Source organism: Faecalibaculum rodentium (assembly GCF_001564455.1).
GTDB classification, from domain to species: Bacteria; Bacillota_I; Bacilli_A; order Erysipelotrichales; family Erysipelotrichaceae; genus Faecalibaculum; species Faecalibaculum rodentium.
Window position 1 is genome coordinate 2,271,112 of sequence record NZ_CP011391.1, and the last position, 24,140, is coordinate 2,295,251.

The 24,140-nt window shown below is 57.9% G+C and carries 23 protein-coding genes; 9 read left to right on the forward strand and 14 right to left on the reverse strand.

Going from position 1 to position 24,140, the window contains the following annotated elements:
• Positions 1 to 59: 59 nt before the first annotated feature.
• The 5 genes from aalo17_RS11090 to aalo17_RS11110 all read right to left on the reverse strand — a co-directional run bounded on the left by aalo17_RS11090 (position 60) and on the right by aalo17_RS11110 (position 5,858).
• On the reverse strand, positions 60 to 704 hold the full coding sequence (locus aalo17_RS11090) for a hypothetical protein (protein ID WP_067559521.1): 645 nt from the start codon (positions 702 to 704) through the stop codon (positions 60 to 62).
• A gap of 99 nt (positions 705 to 803) precedes the next feature.
• Positions 804 to 3,098 (reverse strand): HAD-IC family P-type ATPase, encoded by a 2,295-nt coding sequence (locus aalo17_RS11095; protein WP_067559524.1) that lies wholly within the window; start codon positions 3,096 to 3,098, stop codon positions 804 to 806.
• A 69-nt stretch (positions 3,099 to 3,167) separates the two neighbouring features.
• Positions 3,168 to 4,187: a hypothetical protein gene (locus aalo17_RS11100; protein ID WP_145907701.1), complete on the reverse strand. Its 1,020-nt coding sequence runs from the start codon at positions 4,185 to 4,187 to the stop codon at positions 3,168 to 3,170.
• 215 nt (positions 4,188 to 4,402) lie between these two features.
• On the reverse strand, positions 4,403 to 5,059 hold the full coding sequence (gene ispD, locus aalo17_RS11105; protein ID WP_158507793.1) for a 2-C-methyl-D-erythritol 4-phosphate cytidylyltransferase: 657 nt from the start codon (positions 5,057 to 5,059) through the stop codon (positions 4,403 to 4,405).
• On the reverse strand, positions 5,037 to 5,858 hold the full coding sequence (locus aalo17_RS11110) for an HAD-IIB family hydrolase (protein WP_158507794.1): 822 nt from the start codon (positions 5,856 to 5,858) through the stop codon (positions 5,037 to 5,039). Before aalo17_RS11110 ends, ispD begins: the two co-directional genes overlap by 23 nt.
• Before the next feature lie 194 nt (positions 5,859 to 6,052).
• Between aalo17_RS11110 and aalo17_RS11115 the strand changes: the two genes are divergently transcribed.
• Complete coding sequence (locus tag aalo17_RS11115; protein ID WP_067559536.1) at positions 6,053 to 7,402, forward strand: ATP-binding protein; 1,350 nt, start codon at positions 6,053 to 6,055, stop codon at positions 7,400 to 7,402.
• A gap of 95 nt (positions 7,403 to 7,497) precedes the next feature.
• On the opposite strand, the gene aalo17_RS11120 is transcribed toward aalo17_RS11115, so the two are convergent.
• Together aalo17_RS11120 and aalo17_RS11125 are read right to left on the reverse strand one after the other, a co-directional pair.
• On the reverse strand, positions 7,498 to 7,947 hold the full coding sequence (locus aalo17_RS11120; protein ID WP_067559539.1) for a potassium channel family protein: 450 nt from the start codon (positions 7,945 to 7,947) through the stop codon (positions 7,498 to 7,500).
• Positions 7,944 to 8,372 (reverse strand): potassium channel family protein, encoded by a 429-nt coding sequence (locus tag aalo17_RS11125; protein WP_067559541.1) that lies wholly within the window; start codon positions 8,370 to 8,372, stop codon positions 7,944 to 7,946. The genes aalo17_RS11120 and aalo17_RS11125 overlap by 4 nt, the downstream gene beginning before the upstream one ends.
• A 133-nt stretch (positions 8,373 to 8,505) precedes the next feature.
• Between aalo17_RS11125 and aalo17_RS11130 the strand changes: the two genes are divergently transcribed.
• From aalo17_RS11130 to aalo17_RS11165, 8 genes are all read left to right on the forward strand, one after another.
• Positions 8,506 to 9,435 (forward strand): diacylglycerol/lipid kinase family protein, encoded by a 930-nt coding sequence (locus aalo17_RS11130; RefSeq protein WP_067559544.1) that lies wholly within the window; start codon positions 8,506 to 8,508, stop codon positions 9,433 to 9,435.
• A 72-nt stretch (positions 9,436 to 9,507) separates the two neighbouring features.
• Complete coding sequence (locus aalo17_RS11135) at positions 9,508 to 10,284, forward strand: hypothetical protein (protein ID WP_067559547.1); 777 nt, start codon at positions 9,508 to 9,510, stop codon at positions 10,282 to 10,284.
• Positions 10,281 to 11,144 (forward strand): DMT family transporter, encoded by an 864-nt coding sequence (locus tag aalo17_RS11140; RefSeq protein ID WP_067559550.1) that lies wholly within the window; start codon positions 10,281 to 10,283, stop codon positions 11,142 to 11,144. The genes aalo17_RS11135 and aalo17_RS11140 overlap by 4 nt, the downstream gene beginning before the upstream one ends.
• A gap of 171 nt (positions 11,145 to 11,315) precedes the next feature.
• The gene (locus tag aalo17_RS11145) at positions 11,316 to 12,317 is read left to right on the forward strand and encodes a C39 family peptidase (RefSeq protein WP_067559553.1); all 1,002 of its coding nucleotides are present in this window, start codon (positions 11,316 to 11,318) and stop codon (positions 12,315 to 12,317) included.
• 227 nt (positions 12,318 to 12,544) lie between these two features.
• Positions 12,545 to 13,213, forward strand: coding sequence for an IS607 family transposase (locus aalo17_RS11150; RefSeq protein ID WP_067559556.1), 669 nt, complete (start codon positions 12,545 to 12,547; stop codon positions 13,211 to 13,213).
• The gene (locus aalo17_RS11155; RefSeq protein ID WP_067559559.1) at positions 13,210 to 14,631 is read left to right on the forward strand and encodes an IS200/IS605 family element transposase accessory protein TnpB; all 1,422 of its coding nucleotides are present in this window, start codon (positions 13,210 to 13,212) and stop codon (positions 14,629 to 14,631) included. Before aalo17_RS11150 ends, aalo17_RS11155 begins: the two co-directional genes overlap by 4 nt.
• Before the next feature lie 388 nt (positions 14,632 to 15,019).
• Complete coding sequence (locus aalo17_RS11160) at positions 15,020 to 16,042, forward strand: pyruvate kinase (protein ID WP_067559562.1); 1,023 nt, start codon at positions 15,020 to 15,022, stop codon at positions 16,040 to 16,042.
• Positions 16,043 to 16,199: 157 nt separating this feature from the next.
• Positions 16,200 to 17,291 carry an FUSC family protein gene (locus aalo17_RS11165; RefSeq protein ID WP_067559565.1) on the forward strand — a complete coding sequence of 364 codons (1,092 nt, stop codon included), beginning with the start codon at positions 16,200 to 16,202 and terminating at the stop codon, positions 17,289 to 17,291.
• Positions 17,292 to 17,482: 191 nt separating this feature from the next.
• Here aalo17_RS11165 and aalo17_RS11170 read toward each other — a convergent pair whose 3' ends face one another.
• The 7 genes from aalo17_RS11170 to aalo17_RS11200 all read right to left on the reverse strand — a co-directional run bounded on the left by aalo17_RS11170 (position 17,483) and on the right by aalo17_RS11200 (position 24,114).
• Positions 17,483 to 18,484, reverse strand: coding sequence for an aromatic acid exporter family protein (locus tag aalo17_RS11170; protein WP_158507795.1), 1,002 nt, complete (start codon positions 18,482 to 18,484; stop codon positions 17,483 to 17,485).
• 154 nt (positions 18,485 to 18,638) lie between these two features.
• On the reverse strand, positions 18,639 to 19,034 hold the full coding sequence (locus aalo17_RS11175; RefSeq protein WP_067559571.1) for a hypothetical protein: 396 nt from the start codon (positions 19,032 to 19,034) through the stop codon (positions 18,639 to 18,641).
• A gap of 224 nt (positions 19,035 to 19,258) precedes the next feature.
• Positions 19,259 to 19,843 (reverse strand): TVP38/TMEM64 family protein, encoded by a 585-nt coding sequence (locus aalo17_RS11180; protein ID WP_203225824.1) that lies wholly within the window; start codon positions 19,841 to 19,843, stop codon positions 19,259 to 19,261.
• A gap of 272 nt (positions 19,844 to 20,115) precedes the next feature.
• Entirely contained in the window at positions 20,116 to 20,514 is a 399-nt protein-coding gene (locus tag aalo17_RS11185; protein WP_067559577.1) for a YxeA family protein, read from the reverse strand.
• A 262-nt stretch (positions 20,515 to 20,776) separates the two neighbouring features.
• Positions 20,777 to 21,037: a Txe/YoeB family addiction module toxin gene (locus aalo17_RS11190; protein WP_067559580.1), complete on the reverse strand. Its 261-nt coding sequence runs from the start codon at positions 21,035 to 21,037 to the stop codon at positions 20,777 to 20,779.
• A complete protein-coding gene (locus aalo17_RS11195) occupies positions 21,034 to 21,303 on the reverse strand; it encodes a type II toxin-antitoxin system RelB/DinJ family antitoxin (protein ID WP_067559583.1) in 270 nt (89 codons plus the stop codon). Before aalo17_RS11195 ends, aalo17_RS11190 begins: the two co-directional genes overlap by 4 nt.
• A gap of 207 nt (positions 21,304 to 21,510) precedes the next feature.
• On the reverse strand, positions 21,511 to 24,114 hold the full coding sequence (locus aalo17_RS11200; RefSeq protein WP_067559586.1) for a heavy metal translocating P-type ATPase: 2,604 nt from the start codon (positions 24,112 to 24,114) through the stop codon (positions 21,511 to 21,513).
• Between the last annotated feature and the right edge of the window lie 26 nt (positions 24,115 to 24,140).

A 24,140-nucleotide genomic window follows, 5' to 3' on the forward strand; every position in this document is an offset into this window, starting at 1 on the left:
TCCGGACTGCCCGTCACTTTCAGGCTGTCCGCATGATCCGGCTTTTTTGTCGCACGTCTTCACTGACTGACGTCCGCAGGCCAGCCAAGCGAACCGAGCGCCTGCAGGGAGAGATCCAGCTGTTCCGGCAGGGTGTTGGCAATGTGCATCGTGACATGCCGGTCCGTATCCAGCGTCTCGATGAAGTTCTGGTTGGCCCGGTTGTTGCGGATCACCCGCACTGTCCGGGATCCGTCCTGCCATTCGTTCATGACCTGCATGTTGTTTTCCTCGTCCAGCCGGCACTGGGTGTCGAATACCTGCGCCGCATTGTCCGAGAGGGTGATCTGGACCAGGACGGGCTGGTCCTGGCTTTCAAACCGCAGCTCCGTCGCCTGGTCCTGCGGGTCGCCGCTGGTGTCCGCAGGCACAAACCCCTGCGCCTCCCAGGCCTGGACAGCTTCTTCCTTCAAGTCCGCCAGCAAGACAGAGGCACCCTCAGTTTCCAGCCCCTGCATATCGGCGGATGACGCCCCGGCAGATTCCGTGCCATTTCCTGCCTGCCTGTCCCCGCTGTCCGGCCTGTGCGCCGTTTCTGAAGTCCTGTCCTGCTGTATCGGACTGCTGCCATCGGATACCGTTGCGGGTGCGGCACATCCGGCCATCAGCAGCATCGCGGCCATCAGTGCCGGCCGCAGGTGATGGAATCCACTATGTTCAGCCATGATCAGCTTCCTCCTTTTCTGTTTTGGGTGGCTTCATGCAGCCACCCGGCTGTCCTCAGGCTTCCGCCAGATGCAAAGCCAGCCGGTGCCCGGGTGCTTTCACATCCCGGTTTTCAGGATCCTGCGCTCCAGGGCGCTCAGGAGCCGCAGCACAAAGGGAATCGCGACTGCGGCGGCGATCACGAACACCAGCTGCCACAGATCCAGCGGCACCAGGAACATCAGCTTCCCGAAGAAGAGCACCGCAATCACAAAGCCTGCGGCCATGAAAGCCACCAGCGCTGCCCGGATCCGGGTCATGGGCTGGCAGACAAAGAACAGCACCCACAGGGCGTTGATGCCCGCCACCAGGGTGGCCATGGTGGAAAACTGTGCGCGCGTCCCCAGCAGCAGTCTGGCGATCGTGACCAGGATCAGCACATTGAAGGCACCCGGCACCGCCCGGGACAGCACGTTTTTCAGAAAACTGCCCTGCACCCTGCTGTCATTGGGTTCCAGTGTGAGCACAAAGCTGGGGATTCCCGTGGCCAGGGCGGAGATCACGGAGAGCTGGACCGGCTCAAAGGGATAGACCCTGAAGAACACCAGGGTCAGCAGTGTGAGCCCGAAGGAAAACAGTGTCTTGACCAGAAACAGGCTGGCGGTGCGCTGGATGTTGTTGATCACGCGCCGTCCCTGCACCACGATCCCCGGAAGGTCGTCGAACTGGTTGTTGAGCAGGATCATGCTGGAAACCGCCCTGGCTGCCTGGGAACCCGATCCCATGGCGATGCTGCAGTCCGCGGCTTTCAGGGCCAGCACATCGTTGACTCCGTCGCCGGTCATTGCCACCACGTGTCCCTGGACCTGCAGGGCCTGGACCATGGCTTTTTTCTGGTCCGGCGTGACGCGTCCGAAAATCGAGTGTGTCTGCATCAGGACCGGGATGTCCTGAGCACCGACATGCTGCATGGACACAGCCTTGCCGGTAATGCCGGCTTCGTTGGCAATTGCCTGCACAGTCGCGGGGTCGTCGCCGGAAATGACCTTCAAGTCCACGCCCTGTTTCCGGAAATAGCCCACGGTCTGCCGGACATCCGGTTTCAGCGGGTCCTGGAGCAGGAGCAGCGCCGCGGGTGTGCCGTCGAGCGTCAGGGCCAGCACGCGGTATCCCCGGGATGCCCAGATTCCCTGTGTCCGGAGAGCCTGGTCTGCCGATGATGTCGAAGCCGATGGTGCCGATGATGCCAATGCTGCCGAGGACGGCGCCGAGGAGGTCTGCTGCGATGCAGCCGCTAGAGCAGCTCCGCCGTCAGCCGCCCACTGGTTCTGTGCATCGGCGAGGATGTTGGAAAGCGCCCCCACACACCAGGTCCCCTGTCTTGTCACGACCTTGGAGAACTTGGTGGCGGATGCAAAGGGCTTCATGTCCTGCACCGTGAAGAAACGCGCCGGCACCCCCTCACACCCCCGGCGAATCGCCACAGCCGTGGCATTGGAGTCCGGCAGCACAGCATAGAGACCCGCCAGGATCTGCTTCACGTCCTGCTCTGTCCACCCCGGCTGGGTCAGGATCTTCACGAGGGTCATTTTCCCCTGGGTGAGCGTTCCGGTTTTGTCCAGACACAGCACGTCGGTCCGTGCAAGGGTCTCCGAGCAGTAGAGCTGCTGCACCAGCACCTGCTCCTTCGCGAGTTTCACGCTTGCCACCGCCAGGGCAATGGAGGTCAGCACGACCAGTCCCTCGGGAATCATGCCGATCACCGCCGCGGCCATGCTGTTGATGGCCTGCTTAACCGGCACCTGGGTGGCATACACACTGCGGACAAAGAGCAGGACACCGCATGGAATGATCGCAATGGTGCAGAACCGCACAATGGTGTCGATGGCATCCCGCAGGGGGCTCCGGAATTTCTTGTGGGATCTGGCTTCGTGCATGAGCTTCGCCGCCCGGGTGTTGTCTCCCGTGGCGTCGGCCCTGAGTTCCAGCCGTCCCGAAATGATCGTCATCCCGGAAAGCAGCCGGTCACCCGCCGTGCGCTGAACCTCTTCGCTCTCCCCGGTCTGCTGGCTTTCGTCCACTTCCCCGGACCCGCTCGTGACTGTCCCGTCACAGGGGACCTGGTCACCCTGTTCCAGCACCACCACCATCCCCGGTTCCAGCCCGTCGCGCGTCACGGTGCTGCCATCCGCCAGACGATAGGTATCCTGGTGCAGCAGTGCCAGCTGGTTCAGGGTCCTGCGTGCGCGGATTTCCTGGATCATGCCGATCAGCCAGTTGGTGAGCACTGTGCCCACAAAAAACATGTTCTGCCACGCCCCGGTCCAGGCAATGAGAAGCGCCAGGACCAGGTTCACGGCATTGAACAGCGTGAAGGTCTGTCGGCGGACTATATCCCAATAGGAGTGTGTCATGTCGATCCTTCCTCTCTGTAAGACCGTTGCCGCTTGATACCGGTGGCACTCCGCAGCCTGTACGGCCCCTTACTGCGCATCCTTCAGCAGCTTCTCCAGATCCAGGGACAGGATCCGGTCCACCACCACGCCTTCCTCGCGGTAAGCCGAAGCGGCGCTTTCAAAATTCGCATACAGCTTTGTGCCCGAGAGCGACACCGATACCTGTTCAAGCCGGGGCGGAAGCTCGGCCACTGCCACCGGAGAGTCCAGGTCCTCCATATCCTTCGGGAAGATGCTCAGGGTGGACGTCAGGTGCGGCCCGTCGGACGCGGCTGTGATGATGTGATCCCCTGATACGGCGATTCCCTGGAGGTTGGTCCCGAAGGACTTCGTTTTGTTCCCCCGGATTTTTTCCTCGCGCCCTGTCAGCTTTTCCTTTCCCACGTCATACCATTTGATGTGCACACTGCCGGATTTCTCGAATGTGCCCGCCACCAGCTGGTCTTTATCCATGCACAGACAGGAATCCACCGGCAGGCCATCCAGCTCGAAGGTTCGGCCCCATTTCACGGCCTTTGTGTCGGTCGCCGATTTGAGTTCCTCCATGGGAATGGTGCTCGCTGTCGCCTTCCTGTGTACATGCGTTGCCACCCACAGCACATTCCGGGTCTCATCCCATGCGATGCTCCCTGTGTGGGGCATGCCATCCAGGATCACCGTCTTCACAAATTCATGTGTGTCCTTGTCCAGCACCCAGATCACCGAGTGATGCACATGGTCATGGCAGTATGCTGAAATCAGCAGCCAGTCCTCTGTCTCCGTGACCCCCTGCGGTGTCATGCTCGTGCACGTCGAGGGCTTCCCCGAGAAACTCAGCGAAGCGCTCTTCGAGAGCCCCGGAATCACATACGTTCCCTTGTCTTTTTCCTTTTTGTATGGCCCGAACCCCAGCCTTTCGACAGCCGGCCAGTCCCGCACCGCTTTCTCCAGCTCCGCCACCGAACCATAGGCCTCCGGATTGGTGTTGGTGGTGATTTCCTTTGCGGACACCGGCGCCGTGGCCATTCCCAGGCACAGCAGTGCTGCCATCAGTTTCGCTTTTTTCATGATTCCTCCCCGATACAGATACAGCTGCCTCACGCAGCCAGTCAGTGTCATCTTATCGTCATCCCGGGCTTTTTTCGACAATGGTGAACCGGGGATGCTGTGCCGATGAGGGAAGACAATGGGCAGACTGCCGATGGTGGAAGACCGGGACCCTGATGGCGGGAAAGCAGCGAAAAGGACCGGTTTCTGTGTGCCGGTCCCTGCCTGTTGTATAGTTACTGTTCCAGATCCGCCGGTGTCGTGATCTTCCGGTTGCCCGGATCCGACTCCACCACCGCCACCTGCACCCCGCCGAACTGCTCCGCCAGCATGCAGTCGTCCGTCACCGACGCTCCCTGCTCACGGGCCGCTTCATGACAGGAACGGATCAGCTCCGTGTCGAAAGCCTGCGGGGTCTGCGCCGCATACAGAAACCGCCGGTCGGGCGTTCCCGTGATCCGCCCCTCATGGACCTCCTTGATGGTGTCCGTCACGGGCACCGCCAGCAGGGCAGCCTTCTCCCGCGTCATGACGTCCTTCAGCTTCTCCAGCTCCCGGGCCTGGAGATACGGCCGTGCCCCGTCATGAATGAACACCACCGGTTCCGTCACGGCCTCCAGTGCCTGGCGGACGCTGTCCTGCCGGGTGTCTCCCCCTGCCACGACCCGGATCCTGGAATCCTGCACCAGGGCCTGGACCTCTTCCATCTCCCCGGGATGTGCCGTCACCACGATCTGCCGGCACGCCGCATCCATCAGAAACGGACGCAGGGCTCCCTCCAGCACGGTGCACCCCTCCGGCAGCCGGTAGAAGACTTTGTTGTAGGCCAGACCTGTCCGGGTTCCCTGCCCCGCCGCCAGCACGATCGCACTATAGTTCGGGATACTGTTCATGCAGAAACGCCGCCAGTCCATCATGGTCGCAATCCAGTTTCGTGACATAATCGGCACATGCCTTGGTGTCCTCTGTCCCGTTCGCCAGACATACCCCGATCCCGGCCGTCTTCAGCATCTCGTTGTCATTGGAGGTGTCACCGCACGCCATGATGTCCTCCAGCGAAATGTGCAGGTCCTCTGCAATCTGCGGCAGAGGCACCGCCTTGGAGATATCCGGATGTGCAAATTCCAGCAGCGTCGGCTGGGTCCGGAACCCCTTCAGTCCCTTTATGGGATGGACCGCCAGGTATTGCTCCATTCTGATGGTCTCCGCTTCCTCTTTCGTCCGGAGCATAATTTTCGCGTTGTCCTGACAGATCTCGTCCAGGCTTCCCTGGACCGGTGTCTTCCCGGATTTCAGGGCTGAAGTCCGGACCACTTCGCTGATTTCTTCCGCCACGATCCTGTCTCCCTGGTACACAAAGGGAATGAACTCAAATCCCTGCTGACGCATCGTGTCCACAGCCTGACGCAGCTGCGCTCCCGTCAGCGTATGGGTCAGCGTGCTGGTTCCGGTGATGTGGTTCACCACCTCACAGCCATTGAGCCCCACCAGGATGTCGAATTCAAAGGGGAGATCCCACTTCGCAATGTGAAACGAGATGTCATCCACAGGTCGCCCGGAGGCGATGCCCGTCCAGACCCCTTTGTCATGCAGGTCCATGAACAGCTGCCTGGTGGCAGGCGTCATGTCCCAGTTGGTGTTTACGATTGTTCCGTCGATATCACACAGAACCAGTTTTGGCAAATGTTTCATGACTCCAGTATACCGCCGAATCCTGATATGAAAATGGGTGTAATGATATGATATTTCGCCGATGGCGACTGTCCTCCCCGGCATTTTTTTGTTTCATATACATTTCAACACTTATTCCTGAGAAAAAGTGCTGAAAATCACACTTTTTCTTAAGAATAAGTATGATCGACTGCATGTAATTCTATGATTGGTCTATGTTGAGAAGAAAAATCACCAGTCAGCTGGAAAACTGGTATAAAACGTCTCCACAAACAGCCCTCTGTATTTTTGGTGCCAGACAAGTTGGGAAAACCACTGTAGCACAGGCCTTTGCCAGACAGAACTTTCAGAAAATGGTGGAACTGAATTTTCTGCTGGAACCAGGAGCTGCGCGGATTTTTAAAACAGCAGAATCCTGTACGCAGCTGCTGGAGCGAATATCCCTGTTCAAAGATACTTCCATCGTTCCCGGCAATACGCTGCTTCTTCTGGAAGAAATCCAGGAATGTCCCGCTGCCAGGACGGCTGTCAAGGGACTGGTTCTGGACGGGACTGTGCGGGTCATCGAAACCGGATCCCTTCTGGGTGTCCGCATCTCCGAAATCAAGTCACATCCTGTCGGGTACGAAGAATATCTGAACATGTATCCACTGGACTTTGAAGAATTTCTCTGGGCTGCTGGTGTGCAGGAAGAGACGCTGAATCATCTGAAGCAGGCATTTGATGCCAGGGTGCCTGTGGATGCGTATATTCATCATCGTCTTCTGGATCTGTGGCGGTATTACCTGATCGTCGGAGGCATGCCGGCAGTCTGCCAGGAATTCTTCACAACCAGAGACCTGCCTGAAGTCGTGCACCTCCAGAGACAGATCGTGGAATCCTATCGTTCGGATATCGCAAAATATGCCGACAAGACACAGCGTCCCCGGATACTGGAAGTCTTTGAATCCATTCCACCACAGCTTGCCAGCCAGAACCTGCGGTTTTATTTAAGCGAAATCCGCAAAGGTGCACGCATGGCCGAGTTTGAGCAGGGACTGGACTGGATCATCAAAGCCGGCATTGCCCTGCCATCCTATAACGTCACAGAACCGCAGATTCCTCTGGAGCTGAACGAAAAACGCAGTCTTTTCCGGCTGTTCTTCCTGGATACCGGTTTGCTGTGCTCCTGTTATCCCGGCATCCAGCTTCCCATTCTCCAGAATGAGCCTGACGCCAACTGGGGCGCTGTCCTGGAAAATGCAGCCGCGCAGTCCCTGGTCAGTGCAGGCTTCCAGCTGTTTTATTTCAGTTCCAAAAAATATGGGGAGCTGGACTTTGTCCTCCAGAAAGGACAGTCTGTGGTGCCGGTGGAAATGAAATCCGGCAGTTCCTTTCATCCCCATCCGGCGCTGAATAAAGTGCTGCAGGCCGCCAACTGGACCTTTGCGCAGCCGGTCGTTTTCTGCACAGGCAACGTGCACGAACAGGACGGTATTCTCTACCTGCCCTGGTATATGCTCATGTTTCTGGAACCCGAGCCGGTCCCTTCGTTCAGCTTCGAAGCTCTCGACCTGCCACTCTGAAAACGCGCCATTTCCCGCCATCAGCAGTCTGCCCTCTGTCCTCCCTCATCGGCCTTCTGGAAAAACAGGCGCACCCGTTGCGGATACGCCTTTTCTCATGCGGATGTCTGTTTCCCGGCTTCTTTCTGCGCCCGGAGGGCCTTCGCCTTGTCAGCGACCTGCTGCAGTTCCTCGTTGGAGAGCTCATCCATGTGTTCGAGCTGCGTCACGAACGCGCCGACGGAATGCCCGCGGAAGGCCTGGAACTTTTCGAAGAACCAGGACGTGATGGCGCCGGTCAGAAACGTGATCACCAGATCGCCATAGAGCCCCAGGATCCCGGCGACAATACGGGCAGGGAGCGTCGTGACGGTGAAGTCCCCGAAGCCGATGGTCGTCACGAGGATGAACCCGAACCAGAATCCGTCGGCGAGGGTGGTGATGCCCGGATCCAGGATCCAGAGCAGGATGCACGCAATGACATACCAGAGCAGGAACACAAACAGGAATTTCTTCAGATGCAGGCGTTCCAGAATCAGCCAGAAGAGCTGGAGACTGCGGATCATTTCCCCACCTTCTTCCGGATCGCCCGTGTCTTTTCGGCGATGGCTTTCTTCTCCCGGTCGGTGAGTTCCGGGGCACGGACGAGCTGGTCATAGAACTGGTTCAGGGTTTCATCCTTTTTGTTCTCCACCCGCTCGAGGTAATAGGAGGTCATGACACCGGGAATGAAGGCGAACATCAGCACCCCACCCAGTCCCAGGAGCACCACCAGGATCCTGGCCAGAGGCGTGGTCACCGTATAGTCTCCCAGGCCGATGGTGGTGATGACATTCAGGCCGAACCACAGGGCGTCACCGAAGCTTTGGACGGCGGGGTCCGTGATCTGGATGAGGAAGCAGAAGAGGATGTAAAAGAGGGCAAAGCCGGCAAGAAACCGCTGCATGCCGGTGCGTTTGAGCATGGCCCATATCACTTGCAGTTCTTTCATGTCTCCATGATAAGCCCGGCAGTGGTTTGAGGAAATCCGTCCGCTTTTCCTGCGCGGCATGCACGGCACAGGTTTGACACTCGCAGGCCGGCAATCGTGGGATTTCCCGGCCTTACGCTTTATAATGAGGGACATGGAATACACGACCGATCGCGAGGCGGCCGGAAAGCCGCTGCTGTTTGTCTACAATCCCCACGCAGGGTCCAGCAAAATCCTGGAATCCCTGAACGCACTGCTCTCTCAGGTGGTGGCCTCGGGGCGCCGGGTGGAGGTCCACCCCACGCAGGGTCCCCGGGATGCCACAGAAAAAGTGCTCCGGGACCGGGATCAGTATGCCCGCATCATCGCGGCCGGCGGTGACGGACTGTTTCATGAAGTCGTCAATGGCCTGGCCGGCTGCGACATTCCCGTCGGCTATGTGCCGGTGGGGACCGTGAATGATTTTGCGAGCACGCACCATCTTTCCTTCGATCCGCAGGCAGCCATGAAAACCGCCCTGGAGGGAGAGGTCCATACCGTGGATGCCGGAAGCTTCAATGGCGAGGTGTTTACCTATGTCGCCGCTGTGGGCATCGGGACACAGGCGGCCTGGGACACGTCCCAGGACATGAAGAAACGGTTCGGCACCCTGGCCTATGTGGCGTCGGTGATCCAGTCCATTGATTTCACGCACTGGGAGAACAACTCTGCCCGGATGGCCATCGAAACGGATGACCGGTCCTTTGCGGGGGACTTCACCTATGGCATGGTGTGCAATACCTTCTCCGTGGGGGGATCGGACATCCTGGTGCCCAATGAAGCCAATCTCTCGGATGGTCTGCTGGAATATCTCTTCATCCGCCGGCCGATGAACCTCACGGAACTCAACCAGATCCTGCGGTCTCTCGCGAGCCGTGATTTCTCCTCTCCCTTCTTTGAATGGGGACAGACCCGGGCGCTGCATGTGCAAAGCGAAGCGGCGCACTGGACCCTGGATGGCGAATATGGCGGGGAAATCACTGATGCTGAGATCCGGTGCCTGCCCGGGTTCCTGCATCTGGTGAAAGACCCGAAACCTGCGTGAGCCGGCCTGGCCCGCGGCAGTCTGCAGGCCGCTGCCTGCATGGACCGACAGCACAGAAAAGAGGAAAGAAGTATGGAAGAACGGACATTCCTGGACCTGACACCCCGCCAGGTCCGGCTGCTGGAACTGGTTTCCGGTGTCAGCGAACAGGCCGGAGGACAGACCCGGCAGCTGATGAAGGACGCCGCAATGCTGCAGCGGTGGACCGACCTGCCCGATCCGGCGGCGCTGGAGGGCATCGGGGTTCCCGACAGCGGGCAGCTCGACTCCACCCGTACGTGGTACCGGGAAAGCCGGCTCCCCGGACTCATCAAATCCATCTATATGCTCCAGGAGCTGGAGGAAGCCGGCGTGGAAACCGGGCCATGCCGGCAGTGGTTTGAACAGGCACTCGCCGCCTGGAGCCCATCCTTTCTGGCATTTCCCTTTGACCGGTTCTGGCGGGCCTACGAAAGCCGCATCCAGGACACAGAGGACGAACTGACATGGATCGACGGCATTCTCGAAACCATCCTCCTGCTGCAGAACGAGGAATGGGGCCGGCTGCGGGAAATGCCCGACAGTCCTTATGTGCTGGTGATCGCGGCGGACTATGACGCGCGACTGGAACGCTGGTTTGCGGATGTGGAAGCCGCCATTCCGCTTTCCCGCATGGCGTTGCGCCAGCTCGCCTTCGTGGCGACACAATACTGTGAAGAGCACAGCCTGGCGCCGATGGATGAAGACGGCAGCGTGTTTGTGATCGGCTTCCGGGAAGACGGTGCAACGCTGGTGCCGGAAATCCAGGCAGCGGGGCAGCTGCCCGGGCTCATTGACGAGATCCTGCGGATCGTGAGGCCGGAGCTGTGATCAGCGGCCTGGCGGGCGGCTTTCTCTGGGCGCTGGACACCGTGATCCTGTCACTGGTCCTTGCGCCTTTTTCCATGTCCTTTGCGGCGCCTCTGGCCGCCACGGCGCTGCACGATGCCTTCAGCGCCCTGTGGCTCGCCCTGCTTGCCACGATCCGCCGCCGGTGGTCTTCCGTTGTCCGGGCGATCAAGCACAAAGACGGCCGCCGCGTCATGCTGGCGGCGCTGCTGGGAGGCCCCGTGGGGATGGCCGGGTATGTCATGGCGATCCGTTTTCTGGGCCCGGGGCTGGCTGCCTCCATTTCCTCTTTTTATCCTGCACTGGGACTGGCTGCTTCTGCTCTGCTGTTTCATGAACCGGTGAAGCGGCATCAGGTGGCGGGCATGGTCCTCTCCCTGGTCTGTCTCGTGCTCATGTCCGGACAGGCTGCCGGCGGCACGGATTTCTGGCTTGGGATCCTGTGCGCCCTGTGCTCCACTGCCGGATGGGCGGCGGAAGGCCTGCTGGTGCAGAAAGCCGCTTCCCTGGACAACGACATTGCTCTGCTTCTGCGACAGTCGGTGTCGGGTGCGGTGTTCTGGATCCTGGTCCTGCCGCTCTTTGGCGGACTGCCGGTGGCACTGTCCATGGCTCAAAGCCCGTGGCTGGTGGCTGCCGCCAGCCTGGCAGGAACCGCGAGTTATCTGTGTTACTATCTGGCGATCCACCGCATCGGTGCAGCCCGGGCGATGCCTCTGAACATCACCTACTGTGCCTGGGCGGTGGTGCTGGCATGGGTGTTCCAGGGAACCACTGTATCCGGTCCGGAGGCAGTGTTCTGCGCCGGGGTGATCCTGGGTGGGGTGCTGTCGGCGTGGTGACACGAAAGGGCCGGAAGTCCATGAGGTTTTGCCGGTTTTCCGGTAAAATACAGCACGGACAGAACCGGAAAATCACGGTAAAATGGTAACACCAATTTCGAGGCATTCCCGCCTGCCGGCATCGGCATGGATCCCGGAATGCATCAGCCGGAAGGGGAGGCGGTTTGAAGGATGAAAGAAACAGGAAACAGGAAGCGGCAGATGTCCTATACACATTTGTGGGTTTTGACCGCATTTGCAGTGGTGGCGGTCTTCGGCATCTGCTGGGGCATCCTGGCAGCGGACTACCACACTACACAGGCGGCAAGACATGAAAAGCTCGGGGAAGCCGTGAAAGCCAGGAAGGACCTGGAATCCCGTCTGTCGCAGGAAACCAATTTCCGGAACCTGGACCAGGGGGACTATGACACGTTCATGGCCATGGTGGCGCAGGACAATGCAGGGGCGTATCAGGATCTGGAGCCTTACAACAACGAGAAAACGGAAATCCCCGATGACGTGGCCGCACGGGTGGACACCGCGGATCCCGACACAGACGGCAGGCGCTACCTGGATCTCTGGGATGACCAGAGCATCCCTTCGGAGTACCTGACCTTCCTGTCCCGGGATGATCAGCGCCTCGACATCGTGTCCAGGATCCATGAGCTGGAGGGAAACACCCAGGCCCCGGAGACCCTGAGCGAGTCCCTGGAAACTGTCCCGCATCTTCTGCAGTGGGACGAACGGTGGGCGTATCTGCCCTATGGCACAAGCAATATGCTGTTTGCGGGGTGTGCACCCACGTCGCTGGCCATGGTGTTTTCCTACCTGAACCAGGATCCGTCCATCACGCCGTACGCCGTGGCGCAGTTCTCCGAACAGGCCGGTGACTATGTGGACGGTATCGGAAGCTCCCATTCCCTGCTGGGGGATGCGGCAAACAACTGGGGAATCCAGTTCGAAGCCATTTCCCCGACGAAGGAAATGATGGAGGCATCCCTGAATGCCGGCAACATTCTGGTGCTGTCGATGAATCCGGGGGACTTCACGAGAGTCGGTCACTTCATTGTGGTGACGGGAATGGAAGACGGTCAGTTCAAGGTGCTGGACCCCAACTCCAATAAAAACACCCGTCTCTGGGATCCCCAGACCGTGGCTGACCAGACTGCCTTCGCCTGGGCCTACTGGAAGTAGGGCGCCGCGTTGACCTGGCCGGGATACCGGCCAAGTCAACCCGCCGGCTTTCAGGTTGACGCGATGAATTTACATTTGAAGCTGAATTGCAGTATGGAGGCCTGTCACGTATATGGTGGCCGGGTAGGTAACAGGTGCCATATATAAGAAAAATTAACAAAATGTTTCCTTATATATGTGAATTAAGCCCCTTTTCTGTCATAATATAGACAGAGAAGGGGCCTTCTATGATCAGAAAAAGCGAACTCACAAAGGATTTCTACAAGCCAAAGGAAGCGGGTACCCTGATTGGCAGAGGACCAAGAACTGTCTCTAGCTTGGTCCGTGCCGGAAAACTTGAAGCCATAAGAAGCGACATCAACCGGATCTTGATCCCCAGGGACAGTGTGGCCAAACTGCTCGAACAGTCAGGGCTTCTGCTGGAAGACGAGGATGCAAGAAGGGATGCCATCTATGCAAGAGCTTCCTCTCATGAGCAGAAAAACAGGGGTGATCTGGAAAGACAGGTCCTGGACATCATGAATGCCTGTGAAAAAGAAGGGCTGGACAAACCGGTCATCATCAGAGATACCGGATCCGGGCTCAACACAAAGCGAAAAGGGCTGGTCCGGCTGATCGAAATGGCAAAGAATCACGAGATCAAGAGGATCTTCATCACCAGCAAAGACCGGCTGACCAGGTTTGGCTATGAATATCTGGAAGAGCTGTTCGCCATGGCAGGCGTGGAACTGACCACTCTGCAGGAAGAAGAAAACAAGGACCTTCAGGAGGAACTGGTCGACGATATGATTAGCCTGCTGGCATCCTTTTCCGGAAAGCTGTACCGGATCAGGGGGAACAAGAAAAAGAAGATGCGGGAGATCATAGACTCTGTACCTGAGGAGGACCGGGAATGAGGACCATGGATATGCCTCCTGTTTATGAACAGCCGGGATCTCTGATCCTCCCTTTGGAGATACGTCTGGATAAAAGACTGTGCCCGGAAGTGATCGACTGTATCGATGACGGGCTTTCTGTTTATTCAAGTGCATACAGGTACGCCTTTTCCCAGATCGACCACGGGCAGAGAAACCTGAACCAGCTCACCAAAGACCTCCAGTACAAATACGGCCTGAAAAGCCGGGCAGCCAATTCCATTGCCAGAGACGCAAAAGCCAGACATCAGGCAGGACTGGAACTGGCCAGAGTGCAGGACAAAAACCTTCGTGCTTCCATACTCCGTAAAAAGAAACGGCTGAAAAAGCTGAAGAAAACAGTAGAGGAAAAAAGCAGAGAAGCCGCAGCCGGCCGACTGGGGCATCACGAACTCTCTCATTACCGCAGACAGAAGCATGTTCTGTGGCGTCTGGGCCAGCTGATCCCCAGGCTGGAAGCCAAACTGAAGCGATGGAAGAAGGATATCGAAAACAGGCACGTCCGCCTTTGCTTTGGCACAAAGAAACTCTTCAAGGCTCAGTACCACCTGAAAGAAAACGGTCTGTCCTGTCATGAGGGATGGAAAGAGCTGTTTGTCAGAAGCAGGGACCGGATGATGTACCTCTGCGGTAAAAACGATGAGAAAAACGGGAACCAGCTCTGCCATCTGTTCCGCATGGAAGACGGGAGCTGGACGATTGGGATCCTTCCTGTGCTCAAGCCAGAAAAAGGACAGGACAAGATCATCACCGGTCCGGTAAAGATCACCCATGCACCCGGGCTTGAACTGCTCAATAAGACATTTGACGGCTTTGAAGCTGCCCAGCCAGCGAAGCAGGCGGTCAGTGTCCGGATCCTGAGGAGGAAGAAGGGGCATTATGTCCAGTTCTATCTTCATCTGCCAAAACCGGAAGGATGGAGCACTTCCTCTTTTGAGGGAGCGATCGGTCTTGATTTCAATGCCGACCACATAGCGCTTTGCGAGACGGACCGGAGCGGGAGCGTAGTGTATGCAAGAAGGATCAGCCTGCATGGATTCGGCAGGAAGAAGCATAACTATGATCAGGGGATCGCTCAGATGATGTCTGCAGTAAAGGAGATAACGGGCGAAGCCCGCTTGAAGGGGAAAGATCTTGTCATCGAAAATCTTGACTTCTCCGGCAAAAAAACAGATCTCCAGAAGAACAGGGACTACAACCGGATGATCACTCAGCTGGCTTACGGCCGATACACCCAGGCAGTAAAGAGAAGATGCTTCAAGGACAACGTGGACCTGAAGATCGTGGATCCGGCTTATACATCAAAGAAAGCAAAAGAGACAGTATGCAGGGAACTTGGCATCAATGTTCATCTCGGTGCTGCCTGCATGATCGCAAGAAGAGGACTCGGCCTCTTTTGACAACTGAGAAACACCTCCCACAGGGAGGAAAGAAACGCCGGAGGATGTTTCTTTCAGGCCTTGTGGGAGGAGCTTTAAAATCGCTGTCCGGCTCAATGCATTCAGGTGCAGGCCCCGGAACAGAACTGGCATCAGGCGCAGGATGCTGGCCCGTCATAGGCGGGAGGAAAACCTGAATCCAGTTTTTCCAATTATTTGCTACGCTTTTTCTGATGGATGCAGATCCGCTGTTCTGCCTCACCGCCCTGGAGTATGGCGGCACAAGTCTGCGTGATCCCGAAACACATTGTTTCCTCTTTACTTGCCTGCTGACACCGCGCAGAATCAGAAAAGAAGGCACTGGCGGGATGGCTTGTCCATCATCGGCCAGAGGAAGGAATGCAACGGTATGGATCTTGAACTGTTCGGAACGCTGGGTCCCGCGTGTCACGATGTGAAGCGTCTGAAGCGGATGATTGAATCGGGGATGAACGGCATCCGGCTGAATCTCTCGCATGGGTCTCTGGAGGAAAAACAGGACTGGATCGCGGCGCTGCATGAGGCACAGAAAGAAACGGGGCAGCGGGTGACCCTGCTCGTGGACCTCAGGGAACGGGAATTGCGGATCCAGGACATGGAACCGCTGGATCTGGAAACCGGCAGCTGTGTCGGATTTGGCACAGACATCCCGGCGGATCGGGCCCTGTGTTCTCTGATCACACCGGGGATGACCATTCAGCTGGATGACGGGCGTGTGAAGCTCAGGGCGCTGAACCTGAATGCCGACGGCTCCTGGGACTGCGAGGTACTGCAGGGAGGCTGCCTGCAGGGACGGAAAAGCTGTGCCCTGGAAGGGGCGCCGATACCCTTTTCTCCTCTCTGTGAAGATGACCTGAAAAACCTGGACAACGCCAGGCGCTTCGGGGTGACGGCACTGATGGTCCCCTTTGTGCAAAGTGCACGGGATCTGGAAACGGTGCGCCGGGAACTGACACACAGGGGGCTGAACCTGCGGCTTTATGCGAAGATCGAGAACGAGGAAGGGTGCCGGAATCTGGAAAAGATCCTGCCGCTGGCGGATATGATCGTCATTGCACGCGGGGACCTGGGGCAGGATACGGGTCTTGTGCGGCTGCCCGGGATCCAGCGGGATCTGGAACGGCGCTGCCAGCGTGGCGGGAAGCCATGGATGGTGGTGACGGAACTCCTTGCCTCCATGGTCCAGTCTCCAGTCTGCACACGGGCGGAAGCCAATGATGTGTTCCGGGCCGTGGCAGACGGCGCTTCGGCGGTGATGCTCACGAACGAAACCGCGGCCGGGCAGTGGCCGGAGGAAGCCATGGATATGCTGTGCCGCCTGGCCCGGGAAGGGCTTCGGGAACGCGAAGCGCTGGCGTCGGCGGTCTGCGATGGCAGGCCACTGGATCATTGACCGGCTCCGTCCCTTTTGGAGACTCACTGTGCAGCCGTCTGGATGACACCATCCGGGCGGCACTTTTTTCATCTGTCCTTCAGCCTTCTACAATGGAAAGCGAACACAGGCAAAGCCAGGTCCTGCCGGGACGCAGGCAGTCTGCGGAGGTGATTCGATGTCGTTTTATCAGATGATGCAGCTGGATCCTGCATCCAACCGGAAACTGCGTGCAGATGCAGCCCCGGAGACCGTCCGGAAGCTGCGGCTGGCGATGGTGGCACGCTCGGCGCTGATCGTCGTATTCGCGATTGCCTTCATCGGCCTCATGAGCACCTGGTTCGGGGCGGAGAACAGCAGCATGGCTGTGTCCATTTTCTGTATCCTGCTGGCGAGCCGCTTCGCAGGGTTCGGGTACCGCATATCGGATTCCCTGCTCTGCATGGGACTCAGCTTCTTCCTCCTGCTGACAGGTCCGGTTCTGGCCCTGCTGCCCCATGAGCTGTTCTGGGCGTTGCTGATCGATTTTGTCAGTCTGCTGACCATCATTGTCATGACGTGTGAAAACCCGGAACTGGGCAACGGCGGGCTGTATACCTTCGCATATATTTTCCTGAGCGGCAATCCCGTTCGGGGGGATGCCTTTGTGCAGCGGGCGTGGCTGACAGTCCTGGGGTTCGCGCTTTGCGGATTCGTGCTCTGGCACAACCACCGGGACCAGAACAGAGACCGGACCTTTGTGTCGATCCTGCGCGGATTTTCCCTGCGCAGCTACAAATGCCAGTGGCAGCTGCGGCTGGCGTTTGGCGTGAGTCTGCTTCTGGCGCTGTTCTCGACCCTGGATATGACCCGCTTCATGTGGGCCGGATTCGCCTGCGGGTCCCTGCTGGCGGATGTGGAAGTCGAGAGCCACATTCATGAAAAGCTCCGGGACCGGCTGCTGGGGGCGGTCATCGGCTCGGTGGCGTTCTGGCTGATCTGGTCTGTGCTTCCGGTGAACCTGGAACCGCTGCTGGGGCCGGTGGGCGGCATGTGTCTGGGGCTCTGTGCCGAATACCGCCACAAGACGATGCTCAACTGCTTCGGCGCCCTGGCGCTGGCAGCGGGCATGTACGGACTCCAGGGCGCTGTGCTGCTCAGGATCATCATGACTCTCCTGGGGATCCTGTTTGCGATCCTGTTCTTCTATGTGTATGACCATTTTGTCATGACGGCGTTTGTGCCGGAGAAATCCCGGCTGGAGCCGTACCGGGATGACCCGGAGCGCTGAGAGGGGCCTGCAGACCATGGAGGATCCGTCCCCTGCTTCCCGTCACGCACCACTCTTTACACCAGAAGAAAAGGAGAAGCCCTGCCGCAGTCCGGCCGAAGCTTCTCCTTTTCTTCTGTTCCCGCTGTCGCTTCCTGCAAGCGTCGAGCCGCTGCAGCCGCCGTTCTGCCGTACTCCGGCTCCCCGCCGCTTCAGTCATCCTGCCGCCAGTAGGCTTCCTTCTGTTTCTCGGACAATCCGTCAACGAACTGCCGCTTCAAAGAAATGAATTCCCGGATCGTCATCAGGATATGGTACAGGATCGCCCGGTGTTCGAATTCCTCCCGCGTCCTGGGCAGTGTCTCATGCCGGAGCTCCTGCAGCAGTCTCTGCAGCTGTGTTTCCTGCGCCGTCGGCTCATTCATCTCGCAGACATATCGTGCCAGATAGCGGATAAACTCCGTAATAACCTGGCTCTGGGCCGGCGGGACCTGATAGTTGGCCAGTTCCCACTCCAGGTTTTTCAGCACCTCGACCTGCTTGATGCGCATCTCGAAGTACTCCGCAAAATACTCTGCATGCGCCGCATAGGAATTCTCGGTATAGTTGACCGCCAGACGCAGGTCTTCCTTCAGCTGCCGTTCATATCCCGCAAGCTCCGGCAGCGCCACGCTTCCCTTTCCCAGCTGATCCGCCAGGGCAGAAAGCCAGTCCGCCAGGATCCGGTCATCGCGTTTCATCCGCCGCCGAAGCTGCGCCCGGGCGTTCTTCCCGGAATAAATCTGCCCGCACACCAGCGCACTGGCAACACCCGTGAGCACCATCAGGAATTCATCCAGCAGCATGCCCCAGGAAAACTGCCCCATGGTCACGAAATGGGCGCAGATCACCCCGTTGACCGCCAGCACCGGCAGGATGTCCAGTCTCTCGCAGATGAGATACAGCAGCATCACCGTCAGGCCGAAGGTGATGATGGGATAGGGCGTGAACAGCCCGGTCAGAAAGGTGATCCCCGCCGTGATGAAAAAGGTGACGATCCGCCAGACGCTCTGACGCAGGGACTCCCGCTTGCTGGTGAGCAATGTGATCAGGGCAATGGTCCCGGCGGAATAGCTGTTGGACAACCCGGCTTCATGGGCAATGCCCACGGCGAGAATGACACCGGCCCCCAGCCGCAGCATCTGGATCAGTGTCTGCTTTGTGTGATGTGTCATGCCTTCATTGTAGTCAATTCCGGGTACTTCCTCCCCTGTGCTGATTGAGGCAGCCGATGAATGCAGCAAAACAAACCGGGACCCTGGCTGGTTTGGACACAGCCCGATCCCGGTTTTCTCTGTGCGATGGTCCATGTATATGCAAATGCCTGTGTCAGGCTTTTTCGGTATGCTGGCTGTTCTGGTCCAGGATCCGCAGCAGCCGGTCCGCGGCCAGGGCTGCAAAGGCGATATACAGCGGTGTCATGGACTGAATCACCACATTCCACAACGTCAGCACCAGACTCCAGACAGACATGCCGCTCATGGGCGTGCCTGTCATGTACATCACCGTGGTCACGACCCCTGTCAGAAGCTTCACCAGGAAATCCAGCACGGAGATCCACAGAATGCAGGAAAGCAGCGAAGAATACAGCCGTTTCCGGTCTCTTTGTCGCCGGCTGCCTGCCGGTGCAGGTTCCTGACCGGCAGCCTGTTTTGGTGCCTGACTTTCCGATTCCACGCTGCCTGTCTGTTCTTCTTTCTCTGCGATGTTTCTGTCTTCGTTCATTGTCCCGCTCCTTTCTTCTGCGATTGTTTACATTCATTGTAACAGTTTCAGGTCAGGCCAGCGCCCTGGATCTTTCCTGCCCCTGGTGAATGGGGGAAAAACCGCAGAAAACCGCCGCTGTCTCTTTTCCCCCGGAAACAGCGGCGGTTTCATGAACTTTCGAGTATACAGAACAGAAGTCTGTGACCGGTCAGGCGGCAGCTGCCGCATGACCGCGATCCTGTCTACAGGAGTGTGCCCACCCACTGCAGCAGACTGGTCAGTCCCATGGAATAGGCAACCAGCGCCAGGGGCTTGCCCAGAACAATGATGGTGACAAACTTCGCGTAGCTCATTTTGGTGAGTCCCGCGATCATGCACAGGATGTCATCCGGTGCGCAGGGAAAGAAGATCGCCGCAGCGAAGAACCAGTCAAACCTGGTCCCCTTGTCGAGCCATCCGATGTACTTGTCATAGGATTCCGGACTGGTGATTTTCCGGATGAACGGCTTTCCATACCGCCGCACCAGCCAGAACGCCAGGATGCTCCCGGCCACCAGCCCCAGGTAGTTGTACACAAATCCCCAGAACGGACCGAAGGCCAATACCCCAATGGCGCTTGACACGCCGCCGGGAATCACCGGGATGATCACCTGCAGCACCTGCAGGGCCATGAACAGCAGGGGCCCGATCCAGCCTGCCTGCCTGAGCAGGACCTGCAGGGCCTCGGGATTCGTCAGATATCCTTTGGAGGCAAACCACACCAGAAGCAGCAGCAGGGCTGCTGTTCCGATCCATGTACTGATTTCGATTCCTTTTCTTGCTGTCATATCCATCACCTGTCCCCTACTTTACCGGGCAATGCTTAACAGACCCGGCACCTGTTTCTGAATATTTCCTTAGTAATTTCCTCAGCATTTCAGAATGCCGATGCTGGCAAAGCCGGCTGCCCCTCCGGGTCCCGCACAAAAGCCGTCCCCTGCGGCTGTCCTGCACGATACGCAGGATTATCCCATGCCGATGCCATGAAAGCCGGTTGCATGCACCGTACCTGCAGACAGGGTCTGTCACATTTGCATATCTTCATCCGGCCTCGGCGATATCACGAGGCGGTGTCTTCCAGGATCTCCTCCCGGGGTTTTTCCGGCACATCCTGTTCGTTCACCGGTTTCCAGCTGACCACGCCCCGTATGGCCTGCGTCTCGATCTGCACCCAGGTATCTTCGGGAATGGGTTCATCGCTTCCGAACGTCAGTTCCGTTTTGTCGCCTTCGTCGTTCCAGACCGGCACAGTATAGCTGTTGTCCATTCCCCCGGCTCCTGAAAAGTCGAAGGGCACGCTCCCCGTGTCGTGGTCTTCCCGGTCACTGTCGCTGATGCGGGTATACCAGGTATCGCTGCCCACGGCACAGCCGGCCAGCATCGGCAGACAGGCCAGAAGAAGCAGGGCGCTGCTTTGCAGGCAGCGGCGGGTTCTCTGAATGGTTGTGAATTCTGTCATGGAACACATCTCCTTTTCCGGTTCCAGTATGACAAACCAGCGGCAGATCCGGTCTTACACCTGTCTGACAATGCTGTAAGGAACGGAGGCGGGACTGCAGGAATGGCCATGAGAAAAACAGCCGGCTCTCTCCCATAACGGGGCTGCCGGCTGTCTGTTGTTCATTCTGCTGTTTTCTGTCGAGACGGTACGGTCTTGTGATACTTCATCCCGACAGGCAGCTGCAAGTCTGCCATTTTTCCTGACAGAATCACAAAAAAACTCATTCGTAATGTCCTTTGCAGCCGATAATGATGACTTCCTGGTCCCTGACGGTATAAACGATCCGGTTAACCTCATCTATTCGCCTGCTCCAGTATCCTGATAAATCTCCTTTTAGCGGCTCAGGCTTGCCTTTGCCACTGAAAGGAGTCCTTCTAAGTTCTTCGATCAGTCCATTCAGCCTGCGCAATGTTTTACGGTCTTGTGTCTGCCAGTACAAATAATCGTCCCAGGCCCTGTCTTCCCATAAAAGCCGCATCATTCATCAGCATCAATCAGTGTATGTTCAGAGAGATGCGCTCTGCCTGCCGCCACATCCGAGGCGATGTCAGCCAGATACCGGATGTTTTTATCCGAATAGAACGGGTCAACGCTTACATCGAACGGAATCCTCTTTTCCCTGGTTACCTTTTTGGCAAAAATGGTAAAAGCGGTGGTCATGGACATGCCGAGTTCCTGGCAGGTTGATTCCATGCTTTTTTTCAAGGACGGATCCATGCGAAAATTGACATTCACGGTCTGCATCATAAAACCTCCCTACTATTGTTCAAGTCCATAATACCAGTATCCATATATATTTTCATTACATAGTCATAATACATATCATGACTATGTAATGACACTCTTGACCCTGACCAGGATTTATTACCGTTCCGTACCATAAAGCCGGCAGAATTCCATAACGGGTGCTGCCGGCTGTCTGGTGTTCACATTTCTTTGCTGATCCGGGTTCCCCTACGACAGCGAAACCGGTTCGTAGCCCGCGTCTTCCACGGCCCCCATCAGCTTGCTGGCAGGCACATTTTCCGACAGCGTGATCACAGCTTCCTTCTTCTCCAGGTTCACCTTTGCGTCCGCGACCCCGGGTACGGCCTTCAGTGCACTCTCTACACGCCCTGCACAGTGCATGCAGGACATACCTTCGATTTTCATGGTTTTGGTCATCAGCTGTTCCTCCTTGGATTCATCTTCAATCACTTTGATTTCCGGCTCCCGGACAGAAGCCGTCTCACTGCCTCCGGCGGCCGAAACCGCCTTTGGCTTGAAGAACCGCAGTGTCAGCGCGTTTGTCACCACACATACGGAACTCAGGGACATCGCCGCCGACCCGATCATCGGGTTCAGCAGGAGTCCAAACATCGGGTAGAACACACCCGCTGCGACAGGAATGCCCAGAATGTTGTAGAAGAACGCCCAGAACAGATCCACCTTGATGTTCCGGATCACCGCCGCGGACAAGTCAATGGCAGTGTTCACATCCATCAGGTCGTCCTTCATCAGCACGACATCGGCGCTGTCAATGGCGATATCCGTGCCGGCGCCGATTGCAATGCCCACATTGGCACGGGCCAGGGCCGGCGCATCGTTGATGCCGTCGCCGACCATGGCCACTTTCCGGCCTTTGTCCTGGAGCTGCCGTACGACTTCTTCCTTCCCCGTGGGCAGCACATCGGCAATCACGTCATCCAGATCCAGGTCCTTCGCGATGGCTCTCGCGGTCCGTTCATTGTCCCCCGTCAGCATCACCACCTGGATGCCTTTCTTCCGGAATTCCCGGATCGCCTGACGGCTGGATTCCCGGATCGTGTCAGCCACGCCCAGGATCCCCACCACGCGCCGGTTCCGGGCAAAAATCAGCGGGGTCTGGCCGTCACCCGCCAGCTGTTCCACCGCACCGATGGCTTTGGGAGACATCGTGATGTGTTCTTCTCCCATGAATGCGGCATTGCCCGCGATCCACCGGTCTTTGTCCAGCACTGCCTGAATGCCCCGGCCGCCTGTTGCCGCAAAGGAAGACGGCGTCCGGATCTCCAGACCCTTCTCCTTTGCCAGCGCCGTGACAGCTTTGGCCAGGGGATGCTCGCTGCCGGATTCAATGGATGCCGCCAGCTGCAGAAAGGCATCTGCGTCCAGATCCGGATCCATCAGCACGATGTCCTGTACTGCCGGCTTGCCGGATGTGATCGTGCCGGTTTTGTCCAGCACAATGGTGTTCACTTCATGCAGCGTTTCCAGCGCCTCGGCAGATTTCACCAGAATGCCGTATTCCGCGGCTTTCCCGGTACCGACCATGATCGCCACCGGCGTTGCCAGCCCCAGGGCACAGGGACAGGAAATGACCAGCACGCTGATGGCCGCCGAGAGGGCGAAGGCAAAGTCTTTTCCAGCCCCCAGCCAGACAACCAGCGTCACCAGGGCAATGCCAATGACCACCGGCACAAACACACCGGCGACTTTGTCCGCCAGCCTGGCAATGGGCGCCTTGGTGCTGCCGGCTTCATCCACCAGCCGGATGATCTGCGCCAGGGTGGTGTCATTGCCGACCTTCGTGGCCCTGAACCGGAAGGTGCCGTTGGTGTTGATGGTCGCCGTCATGACGGAATCGCCCACGGTTTTTTCCACCGGCACGGATTCTCCCGTAATGGCTGCCTGATCCAGCGTGCCTTCTCCCTGAGTGATCACGCCATCCACCGGAACGGACTGTCCCGGTTTCATGATGACAATGTCACCCGCCAGAATATCCGAGGCATTCACTTCCACTTCCTGACCGTCGCGCCAGAGTGTGGCGGTTTTCGGCGCCAGATCCACGAGTTTGCCCAGGGCATCTCCGGTTTTGGCCTTGCTCCTGGCCTCCAGGTACTTGCCGATGGACACCAGCGTCACGATGGTCGCTGCGCTCTCGAAATACAGGCTGTGCTGCATCTGGTGCGCGAGTTCCATGTCCATGATGGACAGGGCATGTCCCATGACACACAGATTCCACAGACCATAGACATAGGCTGCGCCCGCGCCGATGGCCACTAGGCTGTCCATGTTCGGGGCCCGTTTCATCAGGGCCTTCAGGCCGTGGATGAAGAAGTGTCGCTGGAAAAAGAGGATATAGGTGGTGAGCGTCAGCTGGAGAATGGCGGATACCATCCCCCACTCATGTCCCGCCAGGATTGGCAGTCCCACCATGGGGCCCATGGAAATGGCCATGAGCGGAACCAGCAAAGCGATGGACCACCACATTTCCCGTTTCATGCCGGCCTGTTCCTTCTCGAGCCTGGCCTGTCTGGCATCCCACTCCTGCTGGATGGATGGCCCTGTGTTGCCGTCAGCTGCCCCGGCAGCTTCCGCGGTCTGTGTCTGTTTTGGCGTGGCTCCGTACCCGATGCGGTCCACCGCCTCCATGATGTCCTTCGCATCGGTTGTATCCGGATCGAATTCCACCATCATGGTATTGCTGATGAGATTCACGTTCACGTCCTGCACCCCGGCAAGCCGTGCCACGGCTTTCGTGACATTGGCTTCACAGGCGGCACAGGTCATGCCCGTGACATCAAACTGTTCCTTCATGCGTTCTCCTCCCTCTTGTCCTGTAT